The following is a 25,154-nucleotide window of genomic DNA, read 5'->3' as shown; positions in this document are numbered from 1 at the left end:
CGAGGACCGCACATCCGCGCCCCGCCCGGGGCGCGGCCAAGCCCCCCATGACCGCACCCGCTCCTTCCGCATTGTCCGCGCTCGCCCACAGCCTGTGGCAGGCGCATCTGCCTCCGGATGCCGCCGCCGCGCTGTTGCCGCGCCTGCAGCGCCACGGCGAACGCTTGCTCGCCCCATTGCACGCGCTGTACGGCGCGCATCCGGCCTTCGCGCAGTGGCTGCCGCAGTGGCTGACGCAACTGGCGGCCGCCGCCACTGCGCGGCCGCCGGCGCTGCGCCAGCTCGACGCCGAGCGCGCGCCCGACTGGTTCGCCACCCCGACGATGCTTGGCTACAGCGCCTATGTGGACCGTTTCGCTGGCACCTTGAACGGCGTCGGCGAACGCGTGCCCTACCTGCAGGAACTGGGTGTGCGCTATCTGCACCTGCTGCCGTTCCTGCGCGCGCGCGACGGCGACAACGACGGCGGCTTTGCGGTCAGCGACTACGGCCAGGTCGAGCCGCGGCTCGGCGACACCGACGACCTGGCGGCGCTGACCGCGCGCCTGCGCGCTGCGGGCATCAGCCTGTGCGCCGATTTCGTGCTCAACCACACCGCCGACGACCACCCCTGGGCGCTGGCGGCCAAGCGTGGCGATGCGCGGCATCTGGACTACTACCACCACTTCCCCGACCGCAGCGTGCCGGACGCCTACGAGCGCACCCTGGGCCAGGTGTTCCCGCACACCGCACCGGGCAACTTCACCTGGGTGGAGGAAGCCGACGCCTGGCTGTGGACCACGTTCTATCCCTACCAGTGGGATCTGGACTGGAGCAATCCGGCGGTGTTCGGCGAGATGGCACTGGCGCTGCTGCACCTGGCCAACCTTGGCGTGGAGGTGTTCCGCCTGGATTCCACCGCCTACCTGTGGAAGCGCCCCGGCACCGACTGCATGAACCAGCCGGAGGCGCACATCATCCTGCAGGCGCTGCGCGCGCTCACCGACATCCTGGCGCCGGCGGTACTGCTGAAGGCCGAGGCGATCGTGCCGATGGAGCAGTTGCCGCCCTATTTCGGCACCGGCGCCGCGCGCGGCCACGAATGCCACCTGGCCTACCACAGCACGCTGATGGCGGCCGGCTGGGTGGCGCTGGCCGAGCAGCGCGGCGACATCCTGCAGGCGGCGATCGCGCACACGCCCGCGCTGCCGCCGGCCTGCGCCTGGCTCAGCTACGTGCGTTGCCACGACGACATCGGCTGGAACGTACTGCAGCGCGAAGCCGCCGGTGGCGAGGGCGTGGCCCCGTTCGCGCTGGCGCGTATCGCCCAGTTCTACGCCGGCCGCACCGCCGACAGCTACGCGCGTGGCGAGGCGTTCCAGAGCAGCGGCGACGGCGTACACGGCAGCAACGGCATGAGCGCGGCACTGACCGGCATCGCCACGGCGCTGGCCGCCAACGACAGCGACGCACTGGAGCGGGGCGTGCGCCGCCTGCTGCTGCTGTACGCGGTGGCACTGGCGATGCCGGGCATCCCGCTGCTGTACATGGGCGACGAACTGGCCCTGGGCAACGACGAGACCTACCGCGACGACCCGCTGCGCTGCCACGAAGGTCGCTGGTTGCATCGGCCAGCGATGGACTGGACACGCGCGGCGCAGCGCCACGACACCGCCAGCCTGCCCGGCCAGGTCTACACCCGCCTGCGCGGGTTGATCGCCGCGCGTACCGCCACCGCGGCACTGGCCGCCGACCAGCCGCTGCGCGCATTGCCGCTGGGCGATCCCGCGCTGCTTGGCCTGGCCCGCGGCGAGGCGTTCGTGGCGGTCTACAACTTCAGCGCACAGCCGATCGCAGTGGATGTCGCCACCACGCTGGGCGAAGGCGACTGGCAGGTCATCGCCGATGGCGGCAGCGATCCCTCGGCACTGTCGAACTGGGACGGCATCCTGCCCGCCTACGGCCTGCGTTGGTGGCGGCGCGGCTGAGCCGAAAACAGCAGCGGCGCCTGTACGCGCCGCTGCTGTACATCTGCGCGTGCGGGTGCGTGCAGTCGGGACTGAAGTCCCTCCCACAGGCGTGCACCCTGCCTGGTACGCGGTGGCACATGTGCGTCGTAGGAGCGGCTTCAGCCGCGACCGGCTTTAATGGGAACGCCTGTCGCGGCTGAAGCCGCTCCTACGGAAGGCAGCGCGTAGGTGGATCCAGCGAGGCGCTGCAACCGCGGCTGCCAGAGGTGCGCTTCAACCGCTGCGCCGGCACCCCGCCAGGAAGCGATGTCCTCTCACACCGAGATGGCGGTCGCCTTGCCAACCTCGCGATCGATAGCGCTCACTTCCCGCGCAGCAGTCCCAGCAACGCCTCGGCCGCCGCCTCGGACGAGGCCGGGTTCTGCCCGGTGACCAGGCGCCCGTCTTCGACCACGTGCACGCCCCAGTCGGCGCCCTTGCTGTAGTCGCCACCCAGGCGCCGCAGTTCGTCCTCGACCAGGAACGGCACCACCTCGGTCAGGCCGACCGCGGCTTCCTCGCCGTTGGTGAAGCCGGTGACGCGGCGTCCCTTCACCAAGGGCGCACCATCGGCCGCGGCGACCCGGCGCAGCACGCCCGGCGCATGGCAGACGAAGCCGATCGGCTTGCCGGCGCGCGCGAACGCCTCGATCAGGGCGATGGAGTCGCGGTCTTCGGCCAGATCCCACAGCGGGCCGTGGCCGCCCGGGTAGAACAGCGCGTCGTAGTCGTCCATGCGCACCGACGCCAGCGTTTGCGTGCTCGCCAGTTGCTGCTGCGCGGCCGGGTCGTCCTTGAAGCGCCGCGTGGCCTCGGTCTGCGCGTCCGGCGCATCGCTCTTCGGGTCCAGCGGCGGCTGCCCGCCCTTGGGCGAGGCCAGGGTCAGTTCGGCACCGGCGTCCTTGAACGTGTAGTACGGCGCGGCGAATTCTTCCAGCCAGAAGCCGGTCTTGTGACCGGTGTCGCCGAGGCGGTCGTGCGACGTCAGCACCATCAGGATCTTCATGCGGAGTTCCTCGTGAGGGGAAGCGGCCATGCGGGGGGCAGGCCAGGCGCCGCAGTATCGGCAGCCACACATTCGCGGCGGGTGAGCATCGCGAGAGGCGGTTCAACTTATCTGCTCGATCCTGCAAGGCCGCCGAGGCCACCACTACGGCATCAACCCATCCGCTACGGTGGCTCACCCAGCTTGCAGGAAAGGGGATATCCCAGTTGACCAAGCTGCGGACCACGTACAGGCGGCGGCCTCCCTACGCCAGACGTAGTCGCCCGTGCCCTGGGTCAGTCCATGCGTGTCCGGGTTGCGCTGCATACACTGCACAATCTGTGGGAAGTGAAATGGAACTGCAGGCCAAACAGCAGCGCGCCTCGGAATCCGCGACAGCCCAGATCCCCCGCGCAATGGGCGTGGATGCCGACGAGGCGCGCGCTTGCTCGATGACGACTCCCAAGCATGCGACTACTTCTTCACGACAGGGGCTCCCGGGAGACTCTGGATGACGTCACCCTTGTCATCAATAAAATCCAACGATGCCTTTCCACCAGGCGTGACGGACATGATGATCCTGGGATTTCCGGAATCGTCCGCGAGAATCACCGCAGACGATTTTCCGCGAGTACGCCCGACAAAGAGTCTCTGCGTCTGCTCACCACCCGCGTCCTTCCACTGCTTCAACAGCGCATCCTTCTCCGGCCCATTCGGGGCCGCCAGATACTTTTCATACAGCCCTTCGTACTGCTTGGAGAGTCCGCGGTCGAACACGGAAAGGCCGGTTTCCATGAAGCCGCCCTCCTCGTAGTGATGCAGGGCGATTTGCTGATCTCCGCCGAACCGATCCATCGAAAGATGCACCCCGCCACTGGGCTTTCCATCTTTACCGATACTGCCGTCATAGATGAGCCCGCCGACCTCGTCGCCCACGCCGTTATAGAACAGCATTCCGGGCATGTTGCTCCTCTCGGTTTTCATGACCTTCCCGCCCATCACCGGATCGGGCAGCAAACCGGGGGCGGCCAACACCATGGACCTGGACCCGTCCTCATTGACGATATTGATGCGCTTGACATCGATCTCGGAAAATACCTGCTTGCCGCCAGCGCTTCGAGCACCCATCAGCATTAGCGTCAAAGGAAAGGCAAGCGCAACAGCCGAAAAAATCTTCAGAATTCGATTTTGCCTGCGCAACTGCGCGATGACGCCAGCCGCTCCCACGTCCTCACCCCTACCTTCCGCCATAGACACGCGAGCCCCCTTATTAGCGATAAATGTGCGACCCAGCATAGGTACTGAATTCTTCTTTCTGCAAGCAAGACGGACATGAGTGAGCCATCTTCTTGCCAGAGAAATGCCTTGGACTTCTTTTCGTTTCTTCCCGCAATGCAGGGTTGCGACAACCACAGGAACAGTGCAGTCGCATTCGACGCTTCGGCCGTCCACGCGACTGATCGCCGCGAATGCCGCCCACCTCCTGCAGCGACAACTCCTTTCTTTCTGGAGCGCCCCCTACTCCACCTGATCCATGCGAATCCGGTTGGCGAACAGCGAGAACGCCAGCATCCCGGCCAGGCCGCTGGCGCGCGCCACCCACGTCGGCAACCAGCGCGGCGGCGCCAGCACGCCGGACTCGAACAGCGGCGCGAACGCGGCCACGTCCTCCAGCGCCATCTTGCCGGCGAACAGCCAGCGGCACAGCGGCAGGCGGTCGCGCTGCAGCGCCTGGCGGAAGAAGGTGTGCACCGACACCAGCCCGCGCAGATACACCGTGTCCTTGGTGAAGGCAGCGCCGCCGGTGGTCGGCACGCCGCGGAACACGCGCTGCGCCGAGGAGAAACTCTCCGCCGGCGCCTGCCCGGCTGCGTCGAAGTAGCGGAACACCTCGATGAAATCGGCACCGTCGCGGGCCAGCGCGATCGCCTCGATGCGCAGGCTGATCCGTTTCATCCGCGCGATGTCGATGCTGCCGGTGATCTGCTCGGCGAAGGTCGCCAGGCCTTCCTGGGTGGCGGTGGTGCGCGGCGAGGACAGCGCCAGGCTCGGCAACTGCGCCTGTTGCCGGCCGTTGAGCGCGGTCAGCGAATGCACCAGCGCCTCGTGGTGGAACAGTTGCGCGCGGTCGTAGTCGCTGAAGTGCGCGCCGGAGCGCAGGCGGATGCGCTGCGCACCGGCGGCGGCCTTGGCCAGCAGGTCCGGATCCAGTTCCACCGTGATCACCCGCGCGCCGAAGAATTCGTCCAGGTCGCGCTGCAGCAGCAGGCGCAAGGCGGTGGCCGACACCGGCACCTGTTCTTCGGCCGAGAACAGTTCGCGGTCCAGCTCCTGGGCGATGCGGATGAAATGGCCAGCGGCCTCGCGGGTGGTGGGGCCGTGGCCGGGCATCGAGTCGTCCGGCACCCCGAACAACTGCGCCGAGTACGTGCCCACCGCCGGCGTGCCCAGCGTTTCCAGCAGGGCCGCGGCCAGATCCCAACTGTGCACGGAGGCCTGCAGGTAGGCGCCGAGCGGATGCGCCGGATCGGCGGCCTGGGCGATCGCGGCCAGCTCGCGGCGGGTGTCGGCGAAATCCAGCCTGGGGTAGTCCACCTGCGGCAGCTGCGGCTGCCCGCGCGCCACGCTCTCCAGGAACGGCGCCTGCAGCGCCACCGGCCAACTGGCCAGGGCCAGCAGGCGGATGCCGCGCACCGCCTTGACCAGCCGCGCATCGAGTGCGGCGTGGTGGCGGATCTCGACCGGCAGCGCGCGCTTGGCCACGGCCGGCGTCAGCGGCGCAGGTTGCGCGGCGGCGGGCGCTTGCCGCCCGGCTTGCCGCCGCTGGGCTTGCCGCTGCGGCCGGCGGCCGCGTTCTGCGCCTGGCGCTGCGCCAGCTTGCCGGCCGCACCGGCCACTTCCTCGCGCAGCTTCAGGTAGTTGGCCAGGCGCGCGGCATCGATCTCGCCGCGCTCGATCGCCGCCTGCACCGCACAGCCCGGCTCGGCCAGGTGCGCGCAGTCGTTGAAGCGGCACTGCGCGGCCAGCGCCTCGATGTCGGCGAAGGCGCCCTCGGCCAGGTCTTCCTCGCCAGTGGGCTTGAGTTCGCGCATGCCGGGGGTGTCGATCAGGCAGGCGCCGGACGGCAGCGGCAGCAGCGCGCGATGGGTGGTGGTGTGGCGGCCGCGCGAGTCGGCGGCGCGTACCGCCGCGGTGCGCATCTTCTGCACGCCCAGCAAGGTGTTGGTGAGGGTGGACTTGCCGGCACCGGACGAGCCGACCAGCACCGCGGTCTGCCCCGGCCCCAGCCACGGCCGCAGCGCGGCGACGCTGTCGGCCTCGCGCGCGTTGACCGTGAGCAGCGGAATGGCCTGCGCCGCCAGTTCCTCCAGCACTGCCAACGCGTCGTCGGCGTACTCGGTGAGATCGGCCTTGGTCAGCACCACCACCGGCGCCGCGCCGCCGCCGCCCACCAGCAGCAGATAGCGCTCGATCCGCCGCGGATTGAAGTCCGCATCCAGGCCGCAGACGATGAACACCGTGTCGATGTTGGCCGCGATCACCTGCTGGTGATAGTGCTCGCCGGCGGCGCCGCGCTTGATCGCGGTGCGCCGCGGCAGCAGCGCGACGATGCGCGTGTCCTCCAGCAACACCCAGTCGCCAACCGCGGCGCGTTCGTGGCTGGGGAAGCGCGGCCGCTGCCAGTCCGGCAGCGATTCGACCTTGAATCCGGTGTCCACCGCATCGGCGACCACGTAGCCGGTGCGGTGCTGCTCCACCACCCGTGCCGGCCGTGCCTGCGGATGTGCGTCGAACAGCGCGCGCCAGGCCGGCTCCTCGGGCATTCCGGGCCAGGGCCAGCCGATGGGGCGCAACGCGTCGAAGTCGATCGGGGAGGAAGTCATGCGCGGATTCTAGAGGGTGTGCCACGCCCCGCGGTGAGCGCCAGGCCGCAGCCATGGCCACGCACAATGACGGCCTGGGGTGGCGGCCGCGCCCAACCACGCAGGACAGCGCAGCACCGGGCAGCCCGCCGCGGCGCTGCGCCCGTGGCGGGGCGAGCGCTGCGGCGTGCGTCTGCGGCAGCCACGCGGGCCATCCCGGCGCCTCGCCCGATGCGGCGCCCGATGCGGCGCCCGCGGCAGCGGCCGGCCGCCGTAGACGACCGGCTGCCGCGGCGCCCTCTGCCCCGCCGTGGTGTCACATTTCCGCTACCATGCAGGTCCCACGCCCCACCGGCCAATGCGATGCCCACCCTGCCGATCAAGCCGCTCGCGATCCGCGAACGCCTGTCCGAAGTCCGCTACGAGATCCGCGGCGAACTGGCACGGCGAGCCCGCGAGTTGGAGGCCCAGGGGCGCAAGCTGATCAAGCTCAACATCGGCAATCCCGGCGCGTTCGGCTTCCGTGCACCGGAGCATCTGCAGCGCGCGATCGCCGACGACATGGGCCGCACCGACCCCTACACCCACCAACAGGGCCTGCCGGAGGCGCGCGAGGCGATCGCCGCGGCCTACGCCCGGCGCCAGCATCCGGACGCGCACCCGGACCGCATCTTCGTCGGCAACGGCGTCAGCGAGCTGATCGACCTGTCACTGCGCGCGCTGCTCAACCCGGGCGACGAAGTGCTGGTGCCCTCGCCGGACTATCCGCTGTGGTCGGCCGCCACCATCCTCAACGACGGCCGCCCGGTGTACTACCGCTGCGCGCCGGAGAACGGCTTCCAGCCCGACCCGGTGGAGATCGAGACGCTGGTGTCCTCGCGCACCCGCGCCATCGTGCTGATCAACCCGAACAACCCCAGCGGCGCCAGCTACTCGCGCGCGCTGCTGGAGAAGATCGTCGCCATCGCGGTCAAGCACAACCTGCTGCTGATGGTCGACGAGATCTACGACCAGGTGCTGTACGACGCCGCCGAGTTCGTGTCGGTGGCGCCGCTGGCCGGTACGCATCCGTGCATCAGCTTCGGCGGCCTGAGCAAGGTGCACCGCGCCTGCGGCTGGCGCGTGGGCTGGGCGCTGCTGTCCGGCGATAGCGAGCGCGTCGGCGATTTCCGCAACGCCATGGACCTGCTCGGCGCGCTGCGCCTGTGCGCCAACGTGCCCGGCCAGTTCGCCATCGATGCCGCGGTCAATGGCCCGGACACGATCTCGCCGTTGTGCGCGCCCGGCGGCCGCCTGTACGAGACCCGCCGCGCGGTGATCGAGGCCTGCGCGGCCAGCGAGCACCTGTCGCTGGTGCAGCCGGCCGGTGCGCTGTACGCGTTCCCGGCCGTGGTCGGCGCCGCCGCGCGCGGCTTCGACGATCACGCCTTCGCCCTGGAACTGATGGAACAGGAAGGCGTGCTGGTGGTGCCCGGCTCCAGCTTCAACGTGCCCTACCGGCACCATTTCCGCGTCACCCTGCTGCCGGAAGCGGCGACGATGCGCGAGGTGTTCGCGCGCATCGACCGCGTGCTGGCGCACCGCGCCGAGGACGCCACCAAGGTGGTGCCGCTGAAGCCGCGGGCGGCTGTGGGGCGGTGAGTGGGGAATGGGGAATGGGGAATGGGGAATGGGGAATGGCAAAGCGTGCGCCGTTACTGCGAGCGCGCGTGCCGGTGATGGGGCTGCCATTGGCGCCGCGTAGATGAGCCAGGCGCGTTTCGCCTCAGTCCAGCACACACCGCTGCGCTATCTGGCGCTGGGCGATTCCTACACGATCGGCGAAGGCGTGGACGCCGACGGACGCTGGCCGATGCAACTGGCCGCGGCGCTGCGCCGCGACGGCATCGCGCTGGACGATCCGCAGATCGTCGCCACCACCGGCTGGACCACCGACGAACTGGACGCCGGTATCGACGCGGCCGCGCCACAGGGTCCGTTCGACCTGGTGACGCTGCTGATCGGCGTCAACAACCAGTACCGCGGCTATCCGCTCGACAATTACCGCGCGCAGTTCGACGCGCTGCTGCAGCGCGCGATCGGTTTCGCCGACGCGCGGCCGCAGCGGGTGCTGGCGGTGTCGATCCCGGACTGGGGCGTGACCGCCTTCGCGCAGCCACCCGCGCACGATCCGGCGCGCATCGCCGTGCAGATCGACGCCTTCAATGCCGCCGCGCAAGCCTGCTGCGCCGCGCGCGCGGTGCGCTTCGTCGACATCACTGCCTGCAGCCGCGACGGCGGCGGCGATCCGGCGATGCTGGCCGCCGACGGGCTGCATCCGTCGGCGGCGATGTATGCGCGCTGGACCGCGCTGTTGTCATCGGCGGCACGCGATGCGTTAGCCTAGCCGGCACACGACGCCCGCTGCCAAGGACCGACATTGCGCGACGCCAGCACCACCCAGCCCATGACCCGCCCGCAGGCCCTGGCCATCGCCCGCGCCTTCCTGCCCACGCATCCGCTGGGCAATCGCTACGACTACTACTACACGCGCACCAAGCTGCGCACCGATCCGCTGTATCCCGGCGTGCTCGCCGCGCTGCGCGGCACCGACGCGCCGGTGCTGGACCTGGGCTGCGGGCTGGGCCTGCTCGCGCACGCGCTGCGCGCCGACGGCCAGCGCCAGCGCTACCACGGCGTGGACATCGATGCGGCCAAGATCCGCCGCGCCGGCGCCATCGCTGCGCGCAACGGGCTGCAGGACACGCAGTTCGCGGTGGTCGACCTGGGCCAGTCGTGGCCCGAGCATCACGGCAGCGTCGCGATCCTGGACGTACTGCAGTACCTGGACCGCGACATGCAGTCCAACCTGATCCGCAGCGTGGCGCGGATGCTCACGCCCGGCGCCAAGCTGGTGATCCGCAGCGGCCTGGGCGATACCAGCGGCCGCGGCCGCACCAGCCGCATCACCGACGTGCTGGCGCACCTGGCCGGCTGGATGCAGGAGCTGCCCAAGGCCTACCCCACCCGCGACAGCCTGCAGGCCCAGCTCGACGCCGCCGGCCTGCGCGCCAGCTTCGCGCCGCTGTACGGCAACACGCCGTTCAACAACTGGCTGATCGTCGCCGAGCCGCGTTGAGGCGACCGCGCGCCGGCGGTTGGCAGCGCCGCGGTCGCAGCTGAAGCGCTCCTAGGCCGATCATGGTCGTGATCGCGTACGGTGCCTCGGCTGCTTGGTGCCGCAGCCCCGTGGTGCGTGTGCGACAGCGGGCTTTCCGGTAATGCGCATTGCGCGCACGCCGTGGCCGCCTGCGCGGCCCTGGCGCACGGGCCGCAAGGTGCCGGGATGCGCATGCCTGAACGCTCGGCGGCCAGGTCGGCGGCGCGGCACGGCGGATGCGGCGCCGCCAATGCGCGCAATCGATCACAGAGAGCAACAGACCGCCCGTGTCGGCCGCCGGTTGGACGCGTCGGCTGTGCCATAGTCGGCGCAACCAGCCAGGGATCCGGCGAAGAAGCACATGAAGGGTGCGACACTGTTACGCCGGCTACGGCGCGCGGCCGCAGCGATCGGCTTGGCGCCGTGGCGCGAGACCGCGGACAGCCGGCGCCGCTTCAGCGACCGCGGCGCCATGCACCGATACTTCGACGAACAGCATGCGGCCGGCTACGACTGCTTCGTCACCGCGCGGCGGGACGGCTGGGAGGTGCGCTGCTACAAGCGCAGGGCTTGACGCCTTGGCATGCGCCCGCAGGCGCGACGGCCCATCGCGTTGCGATGCCGACTGGATCTCCGCGGACGTGCTGCGTCCGCGCCTGGATTGCATCGGGAAGCGTCGGCGCAGCGCCATGACCTTCGTGGGTGCGCCGGCGACGCTGTGATCGCGCCGACAAAACCGATGCGGCCTGCCCGACGGGCTTGCTGGCGGTTGCGCCCGATCCTCGCGTGGAGACGCGCGATCTCGATCGGGAATCGGGGCCAGGCAGTCGCCTGCAGCACGGCCGCGCGCCATGCCGGCACGCGACCGGCAGCGATCGCGCATCAGGTCGGGCAGGTCGTCTGCAATCCGCGCGCCTGCACCGCCTGCAACACGCCCTCCACGATCGCCGGATTGTGTCCGTGCGCCGCGCCCTCGTGCAGCAGCACGATGGCGCCGGGGCGCAGGTCGCGGGCGATGCGCGCGACGGTGACCGCGGGGTCGCAGCGCACCCCGTCGAAGCCGCGCGCGCTCCAGGCCACCCGGGTCAGGCCATGCCGGCGCAGCGGCGCGGCGACGAAGGGGTTGGTCATGCCCACCACCGAGCGGTACCAGCGCGGCGCGGTGCCGGCGATCGCGGCCAGCGTCTGCTGCGCCTGGCCGATCTCCTTGGCCATGCGCCGCGGCCCCAGCGCCCAGAACCAGGCCTGCGGGTGATGCTGGCTGTGGTTGCCGATGCCGTGGCCGCGGCGCAGGATCTCGCGCACCAGCTGCGGGCGCGCGGCGGCGCGGGCGCCGACCAGGAAGAAGGTGGCCTTGGCCTGATGGCGGTCGAGCAGGTCCAGGATCGCCGCGGTGTCGTCGGAGGGGCCGTCGTCGATGGTCAGCCACACCCGCGGCGCGGTGCCGGGCAGGCGGTCCAGCACCGGCGCGTACAGCCGCGCCCGCGGCAGGAACACCGGCAGCACCAGCGCCGCGTGCGACAGCAGCAGCGCCGGCAACCCGACGTGCCAGCCGCAGGCCCACCACAGCACCGCCACCAACACCTGCGAGGCCAGCGCCCAGGGCAGCCAGCGGTACGGGTGGCGCGGGATGCGATGCAGCGTTTCCGGAACTGTCATGCCCCATGATGCCATGCGGCGTAGAATGACCGGTCCGACTCTGCGACGACTGCTGCCATGTCCCTCGACCCCGCCCTGCGCTCCCGTATCGAAACGCTGCTCAGCTCCAACCGCGTCGTGCTGTTCATGAAAGGCCAGCCGGGCATGCCGCAGTGCGGATTCTCCGCCAAGGCGGTGGGCGCGCTGAACGAGCTCGGCGTCGACTTCGCCCACGTCAACGTGCTGGCCGACCAGGACATCCGCGAGGGCATCAAGGTCTACGGCGACTGGCCGACCATCCCGCAGCTGTACGTGGACGGCGAGCTGATCGGCGGCAGCGACATCATCCTGCAGATGGCCGGCAGCGGCGAGCTGAGCGAACTGCTCGGCGTGCCGGCGCCGGACCGCACCCCGCCGTCGATCACCATCACCGATGCCGCCGCCGAGATGCTGCGCGGCGCGCTGGCCGACGCCCCGGGCGCGAGCCTGGCGCTGGCGATCGACGCGCAGTTCCAGCCGAACTTCCAGCTGGCGCCGACCGATCCCAACGCCATCGCCGCCGAGTCCAACGGCCTGCGCGTGCAGTTCGACCTGGGCAGCGCGCGCCGCGCCGACGGCATCACCATCGACTGGGTGGACGACATGCGCGGCCGTGGCCTGGCCATCGACAATCCCAACGCGCCCAAGCCGGTGCAGGACCTCAGCCCGCGCGACGCCGACGACCAGGTGCGCGCCGGCAGCGTGATCCTGGTGGACGTGCGTCCGCCGGAGGAGCGCGCGGTGGCGTCGGTCAACGTGCCGTTCCGCACCCTCGACGGCGAGCAGCGCGCGCAACTGGAAGCGCTGCCCAAGGACACCGCCCTGGCCTTCCTGTGCCACCGCGGCGGCCGCAGCGCGCAGGCAGCCGAGCACTTCCGTTCGTTGGGCTTCACCAAGCTGCACAACGTGGTCGGCGGCATCGACGCCTGGACCGACCAGGTCGACGGCAGCGTGCCGAAGTACTGAGTCGGGGACCACGTCGTTCGCCTCCAGCGCGGACACGTCGAAAGGGGCGATCGAACGATCGCCCTTTTTTTCGCGCGCCGCGATCGCCACAACGCGCAAATACGCAAACGCGTAGGAGCGGCTTCAGCCGCGACCGGGCTTTACCAGGAACGCCCGGTCGCGGCTGAAGCCGCTCCTACCCGAGGCAAAACCGCTTGGCGTCTTGCGCAGGTGCCGGCGGCAGTACCGAGTTTCGGCAATCCGCTGTGGGAGGGCCTTCAGTCCAGACTGCAACGAGATCCGATGCGCCCGATGGCTCCGCTCGTCGCGACTGAAGCGGCTCCCACAAGGAGCAGACTCCCATGTCTCCTGTGCGAGCACTGAGTGAATGCGGAAGGCGGTGCTCACTGCCTGATGCCTCCCTGTGGGAGGGACTTCAGTCCCGACTGCGAGAGATCCAATGCGCCAGTGGCTCCGCTCGTCGCCATCGAACTCGCTCCCACACCATGCCCGCTGTCTCCAGGCGCGCTGGACGCGGATGCCGAAGCATTGCCGCCGCGATACGATGTTCGACAAGGAGCGCGAAGCGCATGAGGCGCTGAACGTGTAGCCCCCCTCGACCAAGCTTCTCTCAATCAGACATCTCTCAACCAGCAAAACCACCCGCATCCAGGAACGCCTGCTCCTCCGGCGTCGTCGTACGCCCCAGCGCCGCATTGCGGTGCGGGAAGCGGCCGAAGCGTTGGATCACGTCCTCGTGCACCACCGCCCACTGCAGCGACTCGGCGTCGCCGAGCGCGCTGAACAGTTCCACTGCCTGGCGCTGCCGCGCGGCGTCCTCGGCATGCGTATAGGGCAGGTAGAAGAACATCCGCAATTCCGCATCGGCCTGCTGATCGAAGCCGGCCGCCAGCGCCTGGTCGGCGTAGCGGCAGGCCAGGCCGTCGGTGGCGAAGGCGTGGGCGCTGCCGCGGAACACGTTGCGCGGCACCTGGTCGAGCAACAGCAGCAGCGCCAGCGCGCTCTCGGCGTCGGCCAGCCAGTCGGCGCGTTCGCCGCGCGCGGCGGCATGGTGCGCGTCCAGCAGGTGCTGGCGGACGTTGGCGTCGAAGGAGTCGTTGGCGGCGAACCAGCGTTCGCGGCCGGCGCTGCGCCAGAAGTCCACGACGGTGCGCGCGGGGGTGTCGGTCATCGCAGTGTCCATGAGCGGGAATGGGTCTGCATACCAGGTTTCGCGTCGCGATCCGGTGCATCAAACCACGCCCATGCCGCACCCGCACTTGGCAAGCGCGCCGGCTCGGGCTAGCGTGCGGGCACGGCCGCAAGGGCCGCGTCCATCTTCCGGGGAAAATCCGATGCGTCATCTGTTGCTCGCCTGCCTTGGCGTGGCGTTGTGCGGCCCGGCCGCTGCCGCCTCGCGTTTCGTCGACGATCCCTATCCCAGCACCTACCGCGCGCTGCCCTCGGTGCCGGTGCTGATCGAACACGCCACCGTGCTCACCGGCACCGGCGAGCGCCTGGACGATGCCGACGTGCTGCTGCAGGACGGCCGCGTGCAGGCGGTCGGCCGTGCGCTGGCCGCGCCGGCCAACGCCACCCGCATCGACGGCCACGGCAAGTGGGTCACGCCCGGCATCATCGATGTGCACTCGCACCTGGGCGTCTACCCCAGCCCGGGGGTCAGCGCGCACAGCGACGGCAACGAGGCCACCGCGCCGGTGACCCCGAACGTGTGGGCCGAGCATTCGATCTGGCCGCAGGATCCCGGCTTCGGCACCGCGCTGGCCGGCGGCGTCACCGCGCTGCAGGTGCTGCCCGGCTCGGCCAACCTGGTCGGCGGCCGCGGCGTCACGTTGAAGAACGTGCCGGCCACCACCTACCAGGCGATGAAGTTCCCCGGCGCGCCGTGGGGCCTGAAGATGGCCTGCGGCGAGAACCCCAAGCGGGTCTACGGCGAGAAGGGCGGCCCGTCCACGCGCATGGGCAACGTCGCCGGCTACCGCGCCGCCTTCATCGATGCCAGCGAATACCTGCGCAAGAACGCGCCGAAGCAGAAGAGCCCGCCCAAGCGCCACTGGTGGAGCCGCGGTGCCGGCGACAACGACAGCAGCGGCGACAGCGGCGGCAAGCGCGACCTGAAGCTGGACACCCTGGCCGGCGCCATCAACGGCGACATCCGCGTACACATCCACTGCTACCGCGCCGACGAGATGACCACCATGCTCGACCTGGCCAAGGAATTCGGCTTCAAGATCGCCGCCTTCCATCATGGCGTGGAGGCCTACAAGATCGCCGACCGCCTGGCCCAGGAGAACGTCTGCGGCGCGCTGTGGGCGGACTGGTGGGGCTTCAAGATGGAGGCCTTCGACGGCATCCAGGAGAACATCGCCCTGGTCGATCGCCCGGCCAACGGCTGCGCGATCGTGCATTCGGACTCGGAGGAAGGCATCCAGCGGCTCAACCAGGAAGCGGCCAAGGCGATGGCCGCCGGCCGCCGCGCCGGCATGGACATCCCGCCCGAACGCGCGATCCGCTGGCTGACCAGCAATCCGGCCAAGGCGCTGGGCATCGACAAGCAGACCGGCTCGCTGGAGCCGGGCAAGATGGCCGACGTGGTGCTGTGGAACGGCAACCCCTTCAGCTCCTACGCCCTGGCCGACAAGGTCTACATCGACGGCGCGCAGGTCTACGACCGCGCCGACCGCCGCCTGCAACCCACCTCCGATTTCATGCTTGGTCAGGAGGCTGCCCCATGAGCCGCGCCCTATCTTCGCCGCACCGCCTGGCGCAGCGCCTGGCGCTGGCCGCCTGTCTGCTGCTCGGCAGCGCGCCCGGCGTCGCCCAGGACGTGCTGATCCGCGGCGCCACCGTGCACACCGCCAGCGCCCGCGGCACCCTCGCCAATGCCGACGTGCTGGTCCAGGGCGGGATGATCCGCGCGGTCGGCCCCGGCCTGAGCGCGCCGGCCGGCGTCGCCGTGGTCGAAGCCAAGGGCCGGCCACTGACCCCGGCGCTGTTCGGCGGCATCACCGAGATCGGCATCGAGGAGGTCTCCGGCGAGGCCTCCACCGTCGACAGCACGCTGACCCTGCCGCACGACCAGCCGATGCGTCCCGAGTTCGACGTGACCCTGGCCTACAACCCCGAATCGGTGCTGATCCCGGTCGCACGCGTGGAAGGCATCGGCTTCACCGCGCTCGGCGCCAACACCGGCGGCGCCTTCGTCGCCGGCCAGGGTGCGGTGATGCGCCTGGACGGCGGCGCCGATCCGATCGGCCCGCGCGCGCTGTACCTGCACCTGGGCAGCGATGCGCTGGAACTGAGCGGCAAATCGCGTGCGGCGCAGTGGATGTTGCTCGACCAGTTGGTGGCCGAGGCCCGCGGGCGCATGCCCGCCGACTCGCCGCACGCGCTGCTGACCCCGGCCGGCCGCGCGGTGCTGGCGCGCTACCTCGCCGGCCAGGGCCGCATCGTGGTGACGGTGAACCGCGCCGCCGACATCCGCCAGCTACTGCGCTGGGCGCAGCGCGAGAAGGTGCGCATCGCCATCGCCGGCGGCGACGAGGCCTGGAAGCTGGCGCCGGAACTGGCAAAGGCGCAGGTGCCGGTGTTCGTCAACGCGCTGGACGACCTGCCGGCCAGCTTCGACCAGATCGGCGCCACCCTGGAAAACGCCGCACGCCTCAATGCCGCCGGCGTGGCGGTGAGCTTCACCCAGGGCGGCGACGGCGCGCACAACGCGCGCAAGCAGCGGCAACTGGCCGGCAACGCGGTCGCCCACGGGCTGCCGTGGGACGCCGCCCTGGCCGGCCTGACCCGGGTTCCGGCCGAGGCCTTTGGCGTGGGCGACCGCCTGGGCAGCATCGCCCCGGGCAAGCTCGCCGACCTGGTGCTGTGGGAAGGCGACCCGCTGGACGTGGCGCATTACGCCGAGCAGGTCTGGCTGGGCGGCCGTGCCATCCCGATGCGCTCACGGCAGACCGAACTGCGCGACCGCTACATGCAGCACAGCGGCGCGCTGCCGAAGGCCTACACCCACTAGCCCACCGGGGACGCGGAGACGGCAGCGTGCAGACGCTGCCGTTGCCCGGCGACAGCACTTCGCCGCGCGCTCAACCGCGCGCGGCTGAGCGCCACCCGACCGGCGCGCGTCGGCGACAGCCGGCAGCGCACCGGCGCGCAGTAGGCTGTGCGCCTGCTTGCCCTTGCGCGCACCGCCATGCCCCGCCTGCCTCGCCTGCTGCTGTGCCTGTTCGCGCTGACCAGTGCAGCGCCCGCATGGGCCGGGGCCAGCCGCTTCGGCGTCGCCCGGGTCGGCGAACGCTTCGTCGTCGACAGCGGCGCCGAACTGCAGTTCAGCGTGGACGCGCGCACCGGCGACGTGGTCTCCATGCGCTACCGCGGCGTCGAACTGGAGAGCCCGGAAGCCAAGCACTCGCAGATCGCCTCGGGCCTGGGCAGCGCCAGCGTCGCCGCACGCACCGTCGGCGACACCATCGTGGTCTCGGCCAGCGCCGGCGACCTGGTGCAGTACTACATGGCGCGCAAGGGACGCGACGCGATCTATCTGGCCACCTACGCACCGACCCTGCTGCCGGTCGGCGAATTGCGCTTCATCGCCCGGCTCGACGCGGCCAAGCTGCCTAACGCCGAGCGCGAGCCGGATTCCAACGTCGGCACCGCGATCGAAGGCAAGGACGTGTTCCTGCTGCCCGACGGCCGCACCAGCTCCAAGTTCTATTCGGCGCGGCGCGCGATCGACGACACCGTGCATGGCGTCAGCGATCCCGGCCTCGCCGTGCGGATGTGGATGGGCGATCGCGAACACAGCGCCGGCGGGCCGTTCTTCAAGGACATCGCCACGCAACGGACCGCGCGCACCCACGAGCTGTACAACTACATGTTCTCCAACCACACCCAGACCGAACCGTACCGCGGCGGCCTGCATGGCGTGTACGTGCTGCAGTTCAGCCAGTGCGGCGCGGCGGCGCAGGTGCCGCCGGACCTCCGCTTCGTGGACGCGTCGCTGGGGCTGCAGGGCTTCCTGGGCGCAGCGGAGCGCGGCGCGGTGGCCGGCCAGGTCTACGGCATCGCCGTGGGGCAGCCGGCGGTGGTGGCCCTGCGCAACGCGCAGGCGCAGTACTGGGCCAAGGCCGACGCCGATGGCCGCTTCCGCATCGCCGGCATCCGCCCCGGCGCGTACCGCATCGCGCTGTACCAGAACGAGCTGGAGGTGGCCCACGCCACGGTGCAGATCAATGCCGCGGCCACCGCACAGGCCGAGCTGCACGCGGTACCGCTGCCGGGCCAGGTGATCTGGCAGATCGGCGATCCCGATGGCACGCCGGCCGGCTTCCGCAACGCCGCGCTGCTGGCGAGCGCGCATCCTTCCGACCGGCGCATGGCGCCGTGGGGGCCGCTCACGTATCGCGTGGGCCGCGACCCTCTCGACGCGTTCCCGGCAGCGCAATGGCGCGGCGTCAACACGCCCACCCGCATCGCCTTCGTGCTCGGCCGCGACCAGGTGCACGCCTATCGCCTGCGCTTGTTCGTCACCTTGACCCAGGCCGGCGGCCGTCCGCAGCTGCGGGTGAACGCGCGCTGGAACGGGCCGGTGCCGCCACGCCCGGAGCAGCCGGATAGCCGCGGCATCACCCGCGGTACCTATCGCGGCAACAACACGGCGTATCTGTTCGACATCCCCGCCAGCGCCCTGCAGGCCGGCCTCAACACGCTGGACATCGAGGTCGCGTCGGGCACGCCGGACAACGGCTTCCTCGGCCCCGGCCTGGTCTTCGACAGCGTGCAACTGCTCGCGCCGTGAGGCGGCACCGTGAGGCGCTGGAGAGACGCCGCTTGCCTGCGCACGCTGGCACCGGGCTGGAACGCGCCGGCAACGATGCCGAGGACATGCGCCACGGCGTGCCGCCTGGCGACGCCGACGCGTTCCTGCCGATCGCCCGCGCCGCCCGGCACAACGCGGCGCGGCGCAAGGCGCCGCCGCCCTGCGCCCGGCGGCGCCCTACAGCGGCTCAGTTGGCGCCGATGTTGGCCTGGATCCAGGCCCAGCCGTTGCCGCGCACCACCTCGAAGCCCGCCTCGACCACGTGCAGGTACATCGCGTTGCTGAAGCGTCCGTCCTGCGCGCGGTGATTGTGCAGCCAGGTCAGGAATGGCTTGATGTCGATGTTGAGATTGCCGTTGCTCGGCAGGGTCGGCTGGCCGGCGGTGTTGTGCGGAATGAAGGTGTACACGTAGTAGCCGGCGGCGCTGTTCATGCCTTCCCACAGATCGAAGGTGTAGCCGCCGGCGCTGATGACGTTGCTGGCGGTGAGCGTGCCGATCGGATACGAGTTGTGGCCGCCCCAGATCATCACTTCGGTCTGCGGGATCGCGCTGGAGGAGACCGTGCTGTCCCAGCGGAAGAACAGGTCGTAGGCGAAATCGCCGCCCAGGTTGCTGCCACCGGACGAGTAGGCGAAGGTCGCCGGCAATGACCGCAGCGCCGAGACCTGCCGCGGGAAGGTGCGGTCGGAAGTGGGATTGAAGCCGTAGTGCGAGCCGCGCAGGATCGCCGGATAGCCGTACAGGCTCGCGTTGGGGAAATTGAAGGTCACGGTCATGCTCGGCGTGCTGCCGCTGTGGAAGGTGCCCTGGATGACGTTGTTGGGATCGTTGAAGTTGTTCACCCAGGCGTACTGGTTGCCGTACACCTGGTAGGGACCGGCCAGCGCCATCGGCGCGACGGCGAGCAGGGCCGCGGCGAGCAGCGCGCGCACGGTCCGAGTGCGGCCGCGCAACGACCGTGCGAGCGTGACGGGAAAGCGCGGCGAAGCGGCGCCGGAAACGGGAGCGGAAGCGTGCATGGCGGTCTCTCCTGAGCGTGCAGGGGCAGCGACAGTGCTGCCGCGACGGACGCTAGCAAGGCGTGCGCGCCGCGAGCTATGACAAGACCCGCGCACGCCATGCGCCAACGCAATAGCGCTACCGCGATCCAGGGCGCGGGCGTGGGGCGCTTCACAGGTATCTCGTGCCGGCGAGATTCTCGCCCGCGCGTCGTCTACGCCGCGCTGTCTGCGCGCGCCCACACGGCACCGGCCTCCCGCACTGCAGCATGCACAGGCGTGCAGTCGCCGCGCGCGCGGCGCCGCGATAAGCTGAGAGGTCATTGCGGAGAAGCACGATGCGATTGCGCTGGTACTTCGATTTCATCTCGCCGTTTTCCTATCTGCACTGGCAGCAGGTGAAAACGCTTCCGGAATTCGCCCGGATCCAGCCGGTGCCGATCGTGTTCGGTGCGGTGCTGGCGCAGTTGCAGGCGCGCGGGCCGGCCGAGGTGCCGCACAAGCGCGAGTTCACCTACCGCTTCGTGCAGTGGCAGGCGCAGCAACAGGGCGTGCCGCTGCGCTTCCCGCCGGCGCATCCGTTCAACCCGCTGACGGCGCTGCGCCTGTGCGTCGCTGCGGGCACCACGCCGCAGGCCATCGATGCGATCTTCGACTGGCTGTGGCGCGACGGCCACGCCGGCGACGACGCCGCGGCGCTGGCGCCGGTCGGCCAGGCGCTGGGCATCGCCGACGTGGCCGCGGCCACCGCCGAGGCCCGGGTCAAGGCGCAACTGCGCGCCAACACCGAGCAGGCGCTGGCGGCCGGCGTATTCGGCGTGCCGACCCTGCAGATCGACGACACCCTGCTGTGGGGCAACGACGCGCACGCGCTGATGCGGGCGGTGCTGGCCGACCCGCAGCTGCTGCAGCGCGGCGAGATGGCGCGCCTGGCGACGCTACCGGCCGCCGTGCAGCGGGGCGCCTGAGTGGCCGCCATGTCCCTCGACATTTCCCAATCCCGGAGATCCAGCGGATGCGCATCGGCATCGTCGTAGATTCCGCCTGCGATCTGCCGCAGGACTACATCGCAGCGCACGACCTGGTGGTGTTGCCGATCAGCGTGCGCCTCGGCGGCACGGTGCTCGCCGATCGCCGCGACGAGGCGGCGACGCTGGAGTTCCTGCACGCGCAGGTCAGCGCGCACGGCGCCGAGGCCGAGACCGTGCCGTACAGCGTGGCGCAGATCCGCGAACTGTTCCTGGGCAGGCTGGTCATCGACTACGACCACGTGTTCTGCCTGACCATCGCCAAGACCCGCAGCCCGATCCACGATCACGCGCAGCAGGCCGGCTTCGCCATCCTCAACGACTACAAGCCGATCCGCCAGGCCGCCGGTCATGCCTCGCCGTTCGCGCTGCGGGTGATCGACACCCAGAACCTGTTCGCCGCACAGGCGGTGGTCGCCGTCGAGGCGGTGCGGTTGCGTACCGATGGCGCCAGCGTGCAGGCCATGCGCGAGCGGCTGGAAACGCTGGCCGAGCACACCCATGGCTACATGATCGCGCGCGACCTGTACTACCTGCGCAGCCGCGCGCGCAGCAAGGGCGACCGCAGCGTCGGCCTGCTCAGCGCCGCGCTCGGCTCGGCCCTGGACATCAAGCCGGTGCTGCACTGCCATCGCGGCGAGACCGCGCCGGTGGCCAAGCTCAAGGGCTTCGACCACGCGGTGCAGACGCTGTTCGGTCTGGCCGCCAAGCGCGTGGCCAGCGGGCTGATGACGCCCACGCTGTGCCTGAGCTATGGCGGCGAGCTGGCGCACCTGCACGCCCTGCCCGGCTATGCGGCGTTGCGCGAGGCCTGCGAGCGCCAGGGCGTGGACCTGCTGGAAAGCGTGATGAGCCTGACCGGCATGGTCAACGTCGGCAAGGGCGCGCTGGTGCTGGGCTTTGCCGGCGAGGCGCTGCGCTTCGGCTGATCCGCCCCTTGGCCGCGTCGACGACGACACGCCGCCAGCTCTGCTAGGCTGCGCCGCTTCGTACCGCCCACAAGAGATGCCCATGGCCGTCACCTACTCGATCAGCCTGCCCGATCCCGCCCGTGCCCGCGGCAGTAATCCGTCGCTGAGCTTCACCGCGCACGGCGCCGACGCCTTCGCCGAACAACTGCAGGCCGCCCTGAGCGATCCGGCCTGGTTCGAGCGCTGGCGCGCGCTGCAGCCGGAGCCGGACGAGGTCGATCCGGCCCTGGGCGTGACCGATCCGGCAGCACGGGTGACCGGCCGCCAGGACGATCTGCGCATCGACCTGGCCGCCACCACCAGCGTCCCCGGCGACATCCTCAAGCAGCGCCTGCGCCTGCTCGCCGGCAGCGGCTGGGAACTGCGCGACGTGCGCTGAGCCCGGCGGCACGGCCACCGCACTGCGGTGGCCGCCGCATGGCCGTATTGCCGCGCCCGCGCTAGGACGCGGCGACCGCCCGGCGCGGCCAGGACCAGCGCAGATTGACCGCCAGCGTGCCCAGCACGATCAGCGCCAGGCCCAGCCATTGCACCGGCACCAGCCGGTGGCCGTACAGCAGGTAGTCCAGCAGCAGCGTCACCAGCGGATAGACGAAGGCGACCACCGCGATCGCTGCCACATGCAGGTGCCGGTAGGCGCTGTAGAACAGCACGTACACCACGCCGCTGTGGATCACCCCCAGGCCGACCAGCCAGAACCAGTGCCGCCCGGGATGCAGCGCGACGCTGCTGGAGAAGCCGGCCAGCATCGCCGCCCCGACCCAGCACTGCACCGTCACCACCGCCAGCGGCCGCTCTCGGCTGATCCGCCGCGACATCAGCAACGACGCCCCGCACAGCAGCGCGCCCAGCAGGGTCAGCGCGATCCCGCCTAAGTAGCCACGGTCGGCGCTGGACCACAGCCGCAGCGGGTCGGCCGAACAGGCCACGCCGACGAAGGCCAGCAGCGTCCAGCCCAGGTCGGCACGGCGGCTGCGCTCGCCGTGCAGCAATGCCGCCAGGATCAGCATGACGAACGGGAACACGTGGTAGACCATGGTCGCCACGCCGATCGACGAGCGCGCCATGCCGGCGAACAGCGCCACCCAGTTGAGCACCAGCAGCACGCCGCTGAGCGCGGCGTCGCGCAGCAGCGCGCGCTCGCGCCACAGCCCGCGCAACTGTCCGCCGAGCAGGCCGCACACGGTCAGGAACAGTGCGCCGAACAAGCAGCGGTAGAACACCGCGGTCACCGGGTCCTGGCCGCTCTCGTGCACGAACACGCCGACCGAGCCGATCAGTACCTCGGCCAGCAGCAACTGCCACAGCGCGCGCCGGGATGCACCCGCCGATATCGCAGGTGCCGCGCTCACAGCGCGATGCTCCCGTGCAGGTACTGCACCGCCGCGCCGCGCACCTGCACGTGGTCCGGCAGTACCCGGCACTCCAGCTCGCCGCCGCGCGCCGAGGCCTGCCACGCACGCAGGTCGCGCTTGCCCAGCCGCTGCGCCCACAGCGGCGCCAGCGCGGCGTGGATCGAGCCGGTGACCGGATCCTCGGCACCACCGTTGGCCGGCCAGAAATAGCGCGAGACGAAATCGTGCTCGCGGCCAGGCGCAGTGACCGCGACATCGCGCGGCGCCAGCGCCAGCATCCGCACCAGGTCCGGCACCACCGCGCGCACCTGGCCTTCGTCCGCGTACACGGCGATATAGGCCTGGGCGTTGTGGTACGCCGCCTGCGGCGCGATCGACAGGGCCTGCGCGAGGGCCTGCGGCACCGCCGCCAACGCGGTCGGCGCCTGGTGCGGGAAGCGCAGGACGAAGCGCCCGTCGGCTTCGCGATCTACCGCCAGTTCGCCCACACCCGCGGCGCGGAACCGCAACGGCAGCGGCGCCAGGCCCTGGGTGGCGACGACGAAGGCGCTGGCCAGGGTGGCATGGCCGCAGAACGCCACTTCGCGCAGCGGCGAGAACCAGCGGATCGCGAACCCGCCATCGGCCTCGCGCACGAAGAACGCGGTCTCCGACAGATTGTTCTCGCTGGCGATGGCCTGCATCAGCGCATCCGGCAACCACGCCTGCAGCGGCACCACCGCGGCCGGGTTGCCGCGGAACCGCACGCTGGTGAACGCATCGACGATGAACAACGGCAGCTGCACGCGCGGTCTCGCGGGATCGGATAGGACACGGCCAGTGTGCGCCGGGCTGGGCGACCAGCACAGAGTCAGATACGCTGCAAATCGACCGATACAGATGAGGCCGGCGCATGCGCCTGTACGAAGCGCTCGCCAGCCAGCTGCGCGACCAGATCGCGCAGGGCACGCTGCGCGCCGGCGAGCGCCTGCCGTCGATCCGGCAATTGGCCGCCGGCCACGGCATCAGCGCCGCCACCGCGGTGCAGGCCTGCCTGCAACTGGAACGCGAAGGCCGGGTGCAGGCGCGCCCGCGCTCCGGCTACTTCGTGCGTGCTGCGACCACAGCGCAACCGACCGGCGCAAGCGCCACCACCCGGCGGCGTGCGCCGGGCGCGATCGCCAATCCGGCGCTGCAGGGCGTGCTGGACATGCTCGCGCGCTCGGACCTGGTGCCGCTGCACACCGCCACGCCGGCCGCGGCGCTGCTGCCCGGCGCGCACCTGGCCAGCGCACTGGCGCGGCAATTGCGCCGCCAGCGCAGCGCCGCGCTCGACTACGCGCCGCCGCAGGGCCATGCCGCGCTGCGCCGGCAGATCGCGCAGCGCTACGCGCATTGCGCCACCGCCGTGGCCGCCGACGAGGTGGTGGTAACCGCCGGCGCGATGGAGGCGATCAGCCTGGCCCTGCGCACCCTCACCGCGCCCGGCGACGTGGTGCTGGTCGAGACTCCGACCTATCACGGCATCCTGCAGGCGGTGGCGGCGCTGCGGCTGAAGGTGCTGGAAGTGCCCAACCGCCCGGGCCAGGGGATCGACGCCGCACGCCTGGACGCACTGCTGCAGCGCACCCCGGCGCGCGCCGCGGTGCTGGTGCCGAACTTCAACAATCCGCTCGGCAGCCTCACCCCGGACGCGGCCAAGCGCGCCCTGCTGGAGAGTTGCGCGCGCCACGGCACGGTGGTGATCGAGGACGACATCTATGGCGAACTCGACTGGTCGGGACAGCGCCCGCGGCCGCTGCGCCATTTCGACACCCACGGCAACGTGATCACCTGCGGCGCCTTCTCCAAGGTGCTGGCGCCCGGCCTGCGCGTGGGCTGGCTGCTCGGCGGCGCCTGGACCGATACGCTAGTGCGCGCCAAGTACTTCTCCACCATCGGCGGCGCCAGCCTGCCGCAACTGGCCCTGGCCGACTACCTGGAACGGCACGACCTGGAGCGGCACCTGCGCAAGCTGCGCCGCACCCTGGCCGACAACGGCCAGCGCCTGCGCGAGGCGGTGCTGCGGCACTGGCCGGCCGGCACCCGCATCGGCGACCCGGCCGGCGGTCTGTCGCTGTGGCTGCAACTGGCCGACGCCGGCAGCGGCCAGGCCTTGTTCGAGGCCGCCCTCGCCGAGGGCATCGGCACCTCGCCCGGGCATCTGTTCTCCAGCCGCGGCGACTACGCCGACCACCTGCGGCTGAGCTGCGGCCAGCCTTGGACGCCCGCCTTGGAGCAGGCCATGCGCCGGCTCGGCACGTTGGCCGCGCGGCTGTCGCGCTGAAAACGGACGTCCGGCACCGCGCCGCAGTGCCGAGGCGGCACGCGCGCTGCCAG

At 70.8% G+C, this 25,154-nt stretch carries 22 protein-coding genes; 13 read left to right on the top strand and 9 right to left on the bottom strand.

Annotated elements, in window-relative coordinates; translation table 11 throughout:
* Nucleotides 1-47 precede the first annotated feature (47 nt).
* Nucleotides 48-1,967 carry an alpha-amylase family glycosyl hydrolase gene (locus tag NUG21_RS04705; RefSeq protein WP_263392422.1) on the top strand — a complete coding sequence of 640 codons (1,920 nt, stop codon included), beginning with the start codon at nt 48-50 and terminating at the stop codon, nt 1,965-1,967.
* Nucleotides 1,968-2,310: 343 nt separating this feature from the next.
* Here the strand turns inward: NUG21_RS04705 and NUG21_RS04700 are convergent, their stop codons facing one another.
* The 4 genes from NUG21_RS04700 to rsgA all read right to left on the bottom strand — a co-directional run bounded on the left by NUG21_RS04700 (nt 2,311) and on the right by rsgA (nt 6,857).
* The gene (locus NUG21_RS04700) at nt 2,311-2,994 is read right to left on the bottom strand and encodes a type 1 glutamine amidotransferase domain-containing protein (protein ID WP_263392421.1); all 684 of its coding nucleotides are present in this window, start codon (nt 2,992-2,994) and stop codon (nt 2,311-2,313) included.
* Between the two features lie 453 nt (nt 2,995-3,447).
* Entirely contained in the window at nt 3,448-4,269 is an 822-nt protein-coding gene (locus tag NUG21_RS04695) for a hypothetical protein (RefSeq protein WP_263392420.1), read from the bottom strand.
* 222 nt (nt 4,270-4,491) lie between these two features.
* Nucleotides 4,492-5,736 carry a flavohemoglobin expression-modulating QEGLA motif protein gene (locus NUG21_RS04690; protein ID WP_263392419.1) on the bottom strand — a complete coding sequence of 415 codons (1,245 nt, stop codon included), beginning with the start codon at nt 5,734-5,736 and terminating at the stop codon, nt 4,492-4,494.
* Nucleotides 5,737-5,744: 8 nt separating this feature from the next.
* Nucleotides 5,745-6,857, bottom strand: coding sequence for a ribosome small subunit-dependent GTPase A (gene rsgA, locus NUG21_RS04685; protein ID WP_263392418.1), 1,113 nt, complete (start codon nt 6,855-6,857; stop codon nt 5,745-5,747).
* Nucleotides 6,858-7,199: 342 nt separating this feature from the next.
* On the opposite strand from rsgA, the gene NUG21_RS04680 reads away from it, so the two are divergent.
* From NUG21_RS04680 to NUG21_RS04665, 4 genes are all read left to right on the top strand, one after another.
* The gene (locus tag NUG21_RS04680; protein ID WP_263392417.1) at nt 7,200-8,477 is read left to right on the top strand and encodes a pyridoxal phosphate-dependent aminotransferase; all 1,278 of its coding nucleotides are present in this window, start codon (nt 7,200-7,202) and stop codon (nt 8,475-8,477) included.
* A 103-nt stretch (nt 8,478-8,580) separates the two neighbouring features.
* Nucleotides 8,581-9,222, top strand: coding sequence for an SGNH/GDSL hydrolase family protein (locus NUG21_RS04675; RefSeq protein ID WP_263392416.1), 642 nt, complete (start codon nt 8,581-8,583; stop codon nt 9,220-9,222).
* 60 nt (nt 9,223-9,282) lie between these two features.
* Nucleotides 9,283-9,954: a methyltransferase domain-containing protein gene (locus NUG21_RS04670; protein ID WP_263393030.1), complete on the top strand. Its 672-nt coding sequence runs from the start codon at nt 9,283-9,285 to the stop codon at nt 9,952-9,954.
* 382 nt (nt 9,955-10,336) lie between these two features.
* Complete coding sequence (locus NUG21_RS04665; protein WP_242082051.1) at nt 10,337-10,549, top strand: hypothetical protein; 213 nt, start codon at nt 10,337-10,339, stop codon at nt 10,547-10,549.
* Between the two features lie 308 nt (nt 10,550-10,857).
* Here the strand turns inward: NUG21_RS04665 and NUG21_RS04660 are convergent, their stop codons facing one another.
* Nucleotides 10,858-11,649, bottom strand: a complete 792-nt coding sequence (locus tag NUG21_RS04660; protein ID WP_263392415.1) for a polysaccharide deacetylase family protein — start codon at nt 11,647-11,649, stop codon at nt 10,858-10,860.
* Nucleotides 11,650-11,691: 42 nt separating this feature from the next.
* Here NUG21_RS04660 and grxD point away from each other — a divergent pair, with 42 nt between their 5' ends.
* Entirely contained in the window at nt 11,692-12,618 is a 927-nt protein-coding gene (gene grxD, locus NUG21_RS04655; RefSeq protein ID WP_263392414.1) for a Grx4 family monothiol glutaredoxin, read from the top strand.
* Nucleotides 12,619-13,243: 625 nt separating this feature from the next.
* Here grxD and NUG21_RS04650 read toward each other — a convergent pair.
* A complete protein-coding gene (locus NUG21_RS04650) occupies nt 13,244-13,789 on the bottom strand; it encodes a DUF924 family protein (protein WP_160945382.1) in 546 nt (181 codons plus the stop codon).
* Nucleotides 13,790-13,952: 163 nt separating this feature from the next.
* Here NUG21_RS04650 and NUG21_RS04645 point away from each other — a divergent pair, with 163 nt between their 5' ends.
* From NUG21_RS04645 to NUG21_RS04635, 3 genes are all read left to right on the top strand, one after another.
* A complete protein-coding gene (locus tag NUG21_RS04645) occupies nt 13,953-15,353 on the top strand; it encodes an amidohydrolase (RefSeq protein WP_263392413.1) in 1,401 nt (466 codons plus the stop codon).
* Entirely contained in the window at nt 15,350-16,639 is a 1,290-nt protein-coding gene (locus NUG21_RS04640; RefSeq protein ID WP_263392412.1) for an amidohydrolase family protein, read from the top strand. Before NUG21_RS04645 ends, NUG21_RS04640 begins: the two co-directional genes overlap by 4 nt.
* 177 nt (nt 16,640-16,816) lie before the next feature.
* On the top strand, nt 16,817-18,421 hold the full coding sequence (locus NUG21_RS04635) for a rhamnogalacturonan lyase B N-terminal domain-containing protein (RefSeq protein ID WP_263392411.1): 1,605 nt from the start codon (nt 16,817-16,819) through the stop codon (nt 18,419-18,421).
* 208 nt (nt 18,422-18,629) lie between these two features.
* Here NUG21_RS04635 and NUG21_RS04630 read toward each other — a convergent pair whose 3' ends face one another.
* Nucleotides 18,630-19,463, bottom strand: a complete 834-nt coding sequence (locus tag NUG21_RS04630) for a GH12 family glycosyl hydrolase domain-containing protein (RefSeq protein ID WP_242160937.1) — start codon at nt 19,461-19,463, stop codon at nt 18,630-18,632.
* 317 nt (nt 19,464-19,780) lie between these two features.
* Between NUG21_RS04630 and NUG21_RS04625 the strand changes: the two genes are divergently transcribed.
* The 3 genes from NUG21_RS04625 to NUG21_RS04615 all read left to right on the top strand — a co-directional run bounded on the left by NUG21_RS04625 (nt 19,781) and on the right by NUG21_RS04615 (nt 21,820).
* Nucleotides 19,781-20,410, top strand: coding sequence for a 2-hydroxychromene-2-carboxylate isomerase (locus NUG21_RS04625; RefSeq protein ID WP_242160936.1), 630 nt, complete (start codon nt 19,781-19,783; stop codon nt 20,408-20,410).
* A 47-nt stretch (nt 20,411-20,457) separates the two neighbouring features.
* On the top strand, nt 20,458-21,399 hold the full coding sequence (locus tag NUG21_RS04620) for a DegV family protein (protein ID WP_263392410.1): 942 nt from the start codon (nt 20,458-20,460) through the stop codon (nt 21,397-21,399).
* Between the two features lie 82 nt (nt 21,400-21,481).
* Nucleotides 21,482-21,820 carry a hypothetical protein gene (locus tag NUG21_RS04615; protein ID WP_242160934.1) on the top strand — a complete coding sequence of 113 codons (339 nt, stop codon included), beginning with the start codon at nt 21,482-21,484 and terminating at the stop codon, nt 21,818-21,820.
* A gap of 61 nt (nt 21,821-21,881) precedes the next feature.
* On the opposite strand, the gene NUG21_RS04610 is transcribed toward NUG21_RS04615, so the two are convergent.
* Both NUG21_RS04610 and NUG21_RS04605 read right to left on the bottom strand, forming a co-directional pair.
* The gene (locus tag NUG21_RS04610; RefSeq protein ID WP_242082043.1) at nt 21,882-22,793 is read right to left on the bottom strand and encodes a DMT family transporter; all 912 of its coding nucleotides are present in this window, start codon (nt 22,791-22,793) and stop codon (nt 21,882-21,884) included.
* Complete coding sequence (locus NUG21_RS04605) at nt 22,790-23,581, bottom strand: PhzF family protein (RefSeq protein ID WP_263392409.1); 792 nt, start codon at nt 23,579-23,581, stop codon at nt 22,790-22,792. The genes NUG21_RS04610 and NUG21_RS04605 overlap by 4 nt, the downstream gene beginning before the upstream one ends.
* 107 nt (nt 23,582-23,688) lie before the next feature.
* On the opposite strand from NUG21_RS04605, the gene NUG21_RS04600 reads away from it, so the two are divergent.
* Complete coding sequence (locus tag NUG21_RS04600) at nt 23,689-25,101, top strand: aminotransferase-like domain-containing protein (RefSeq protein WP_263392408.1); 1,413 nt, start codon at nt 23,689-23,691, stop codon at nt 25,099-25,101.
* The last annotated feature ends 53 nt before the right edge of the window (nt 25,102-25,154 follow it).

The organism is Xanthomonas sp. CFBP 8445 (genome assembly GCF_025666235.1).
GTDB classification, from domain to species: Bacteria; Pseudomonadota; Gammaproteobacteria; order Xanthomonadales; family Xanthomonadaceae; genus Xanthomonas_A; species Xanthomonas_A indica.
This window is presented reverse-complemented; position numbering and strand designations above follow the sequence as displayed.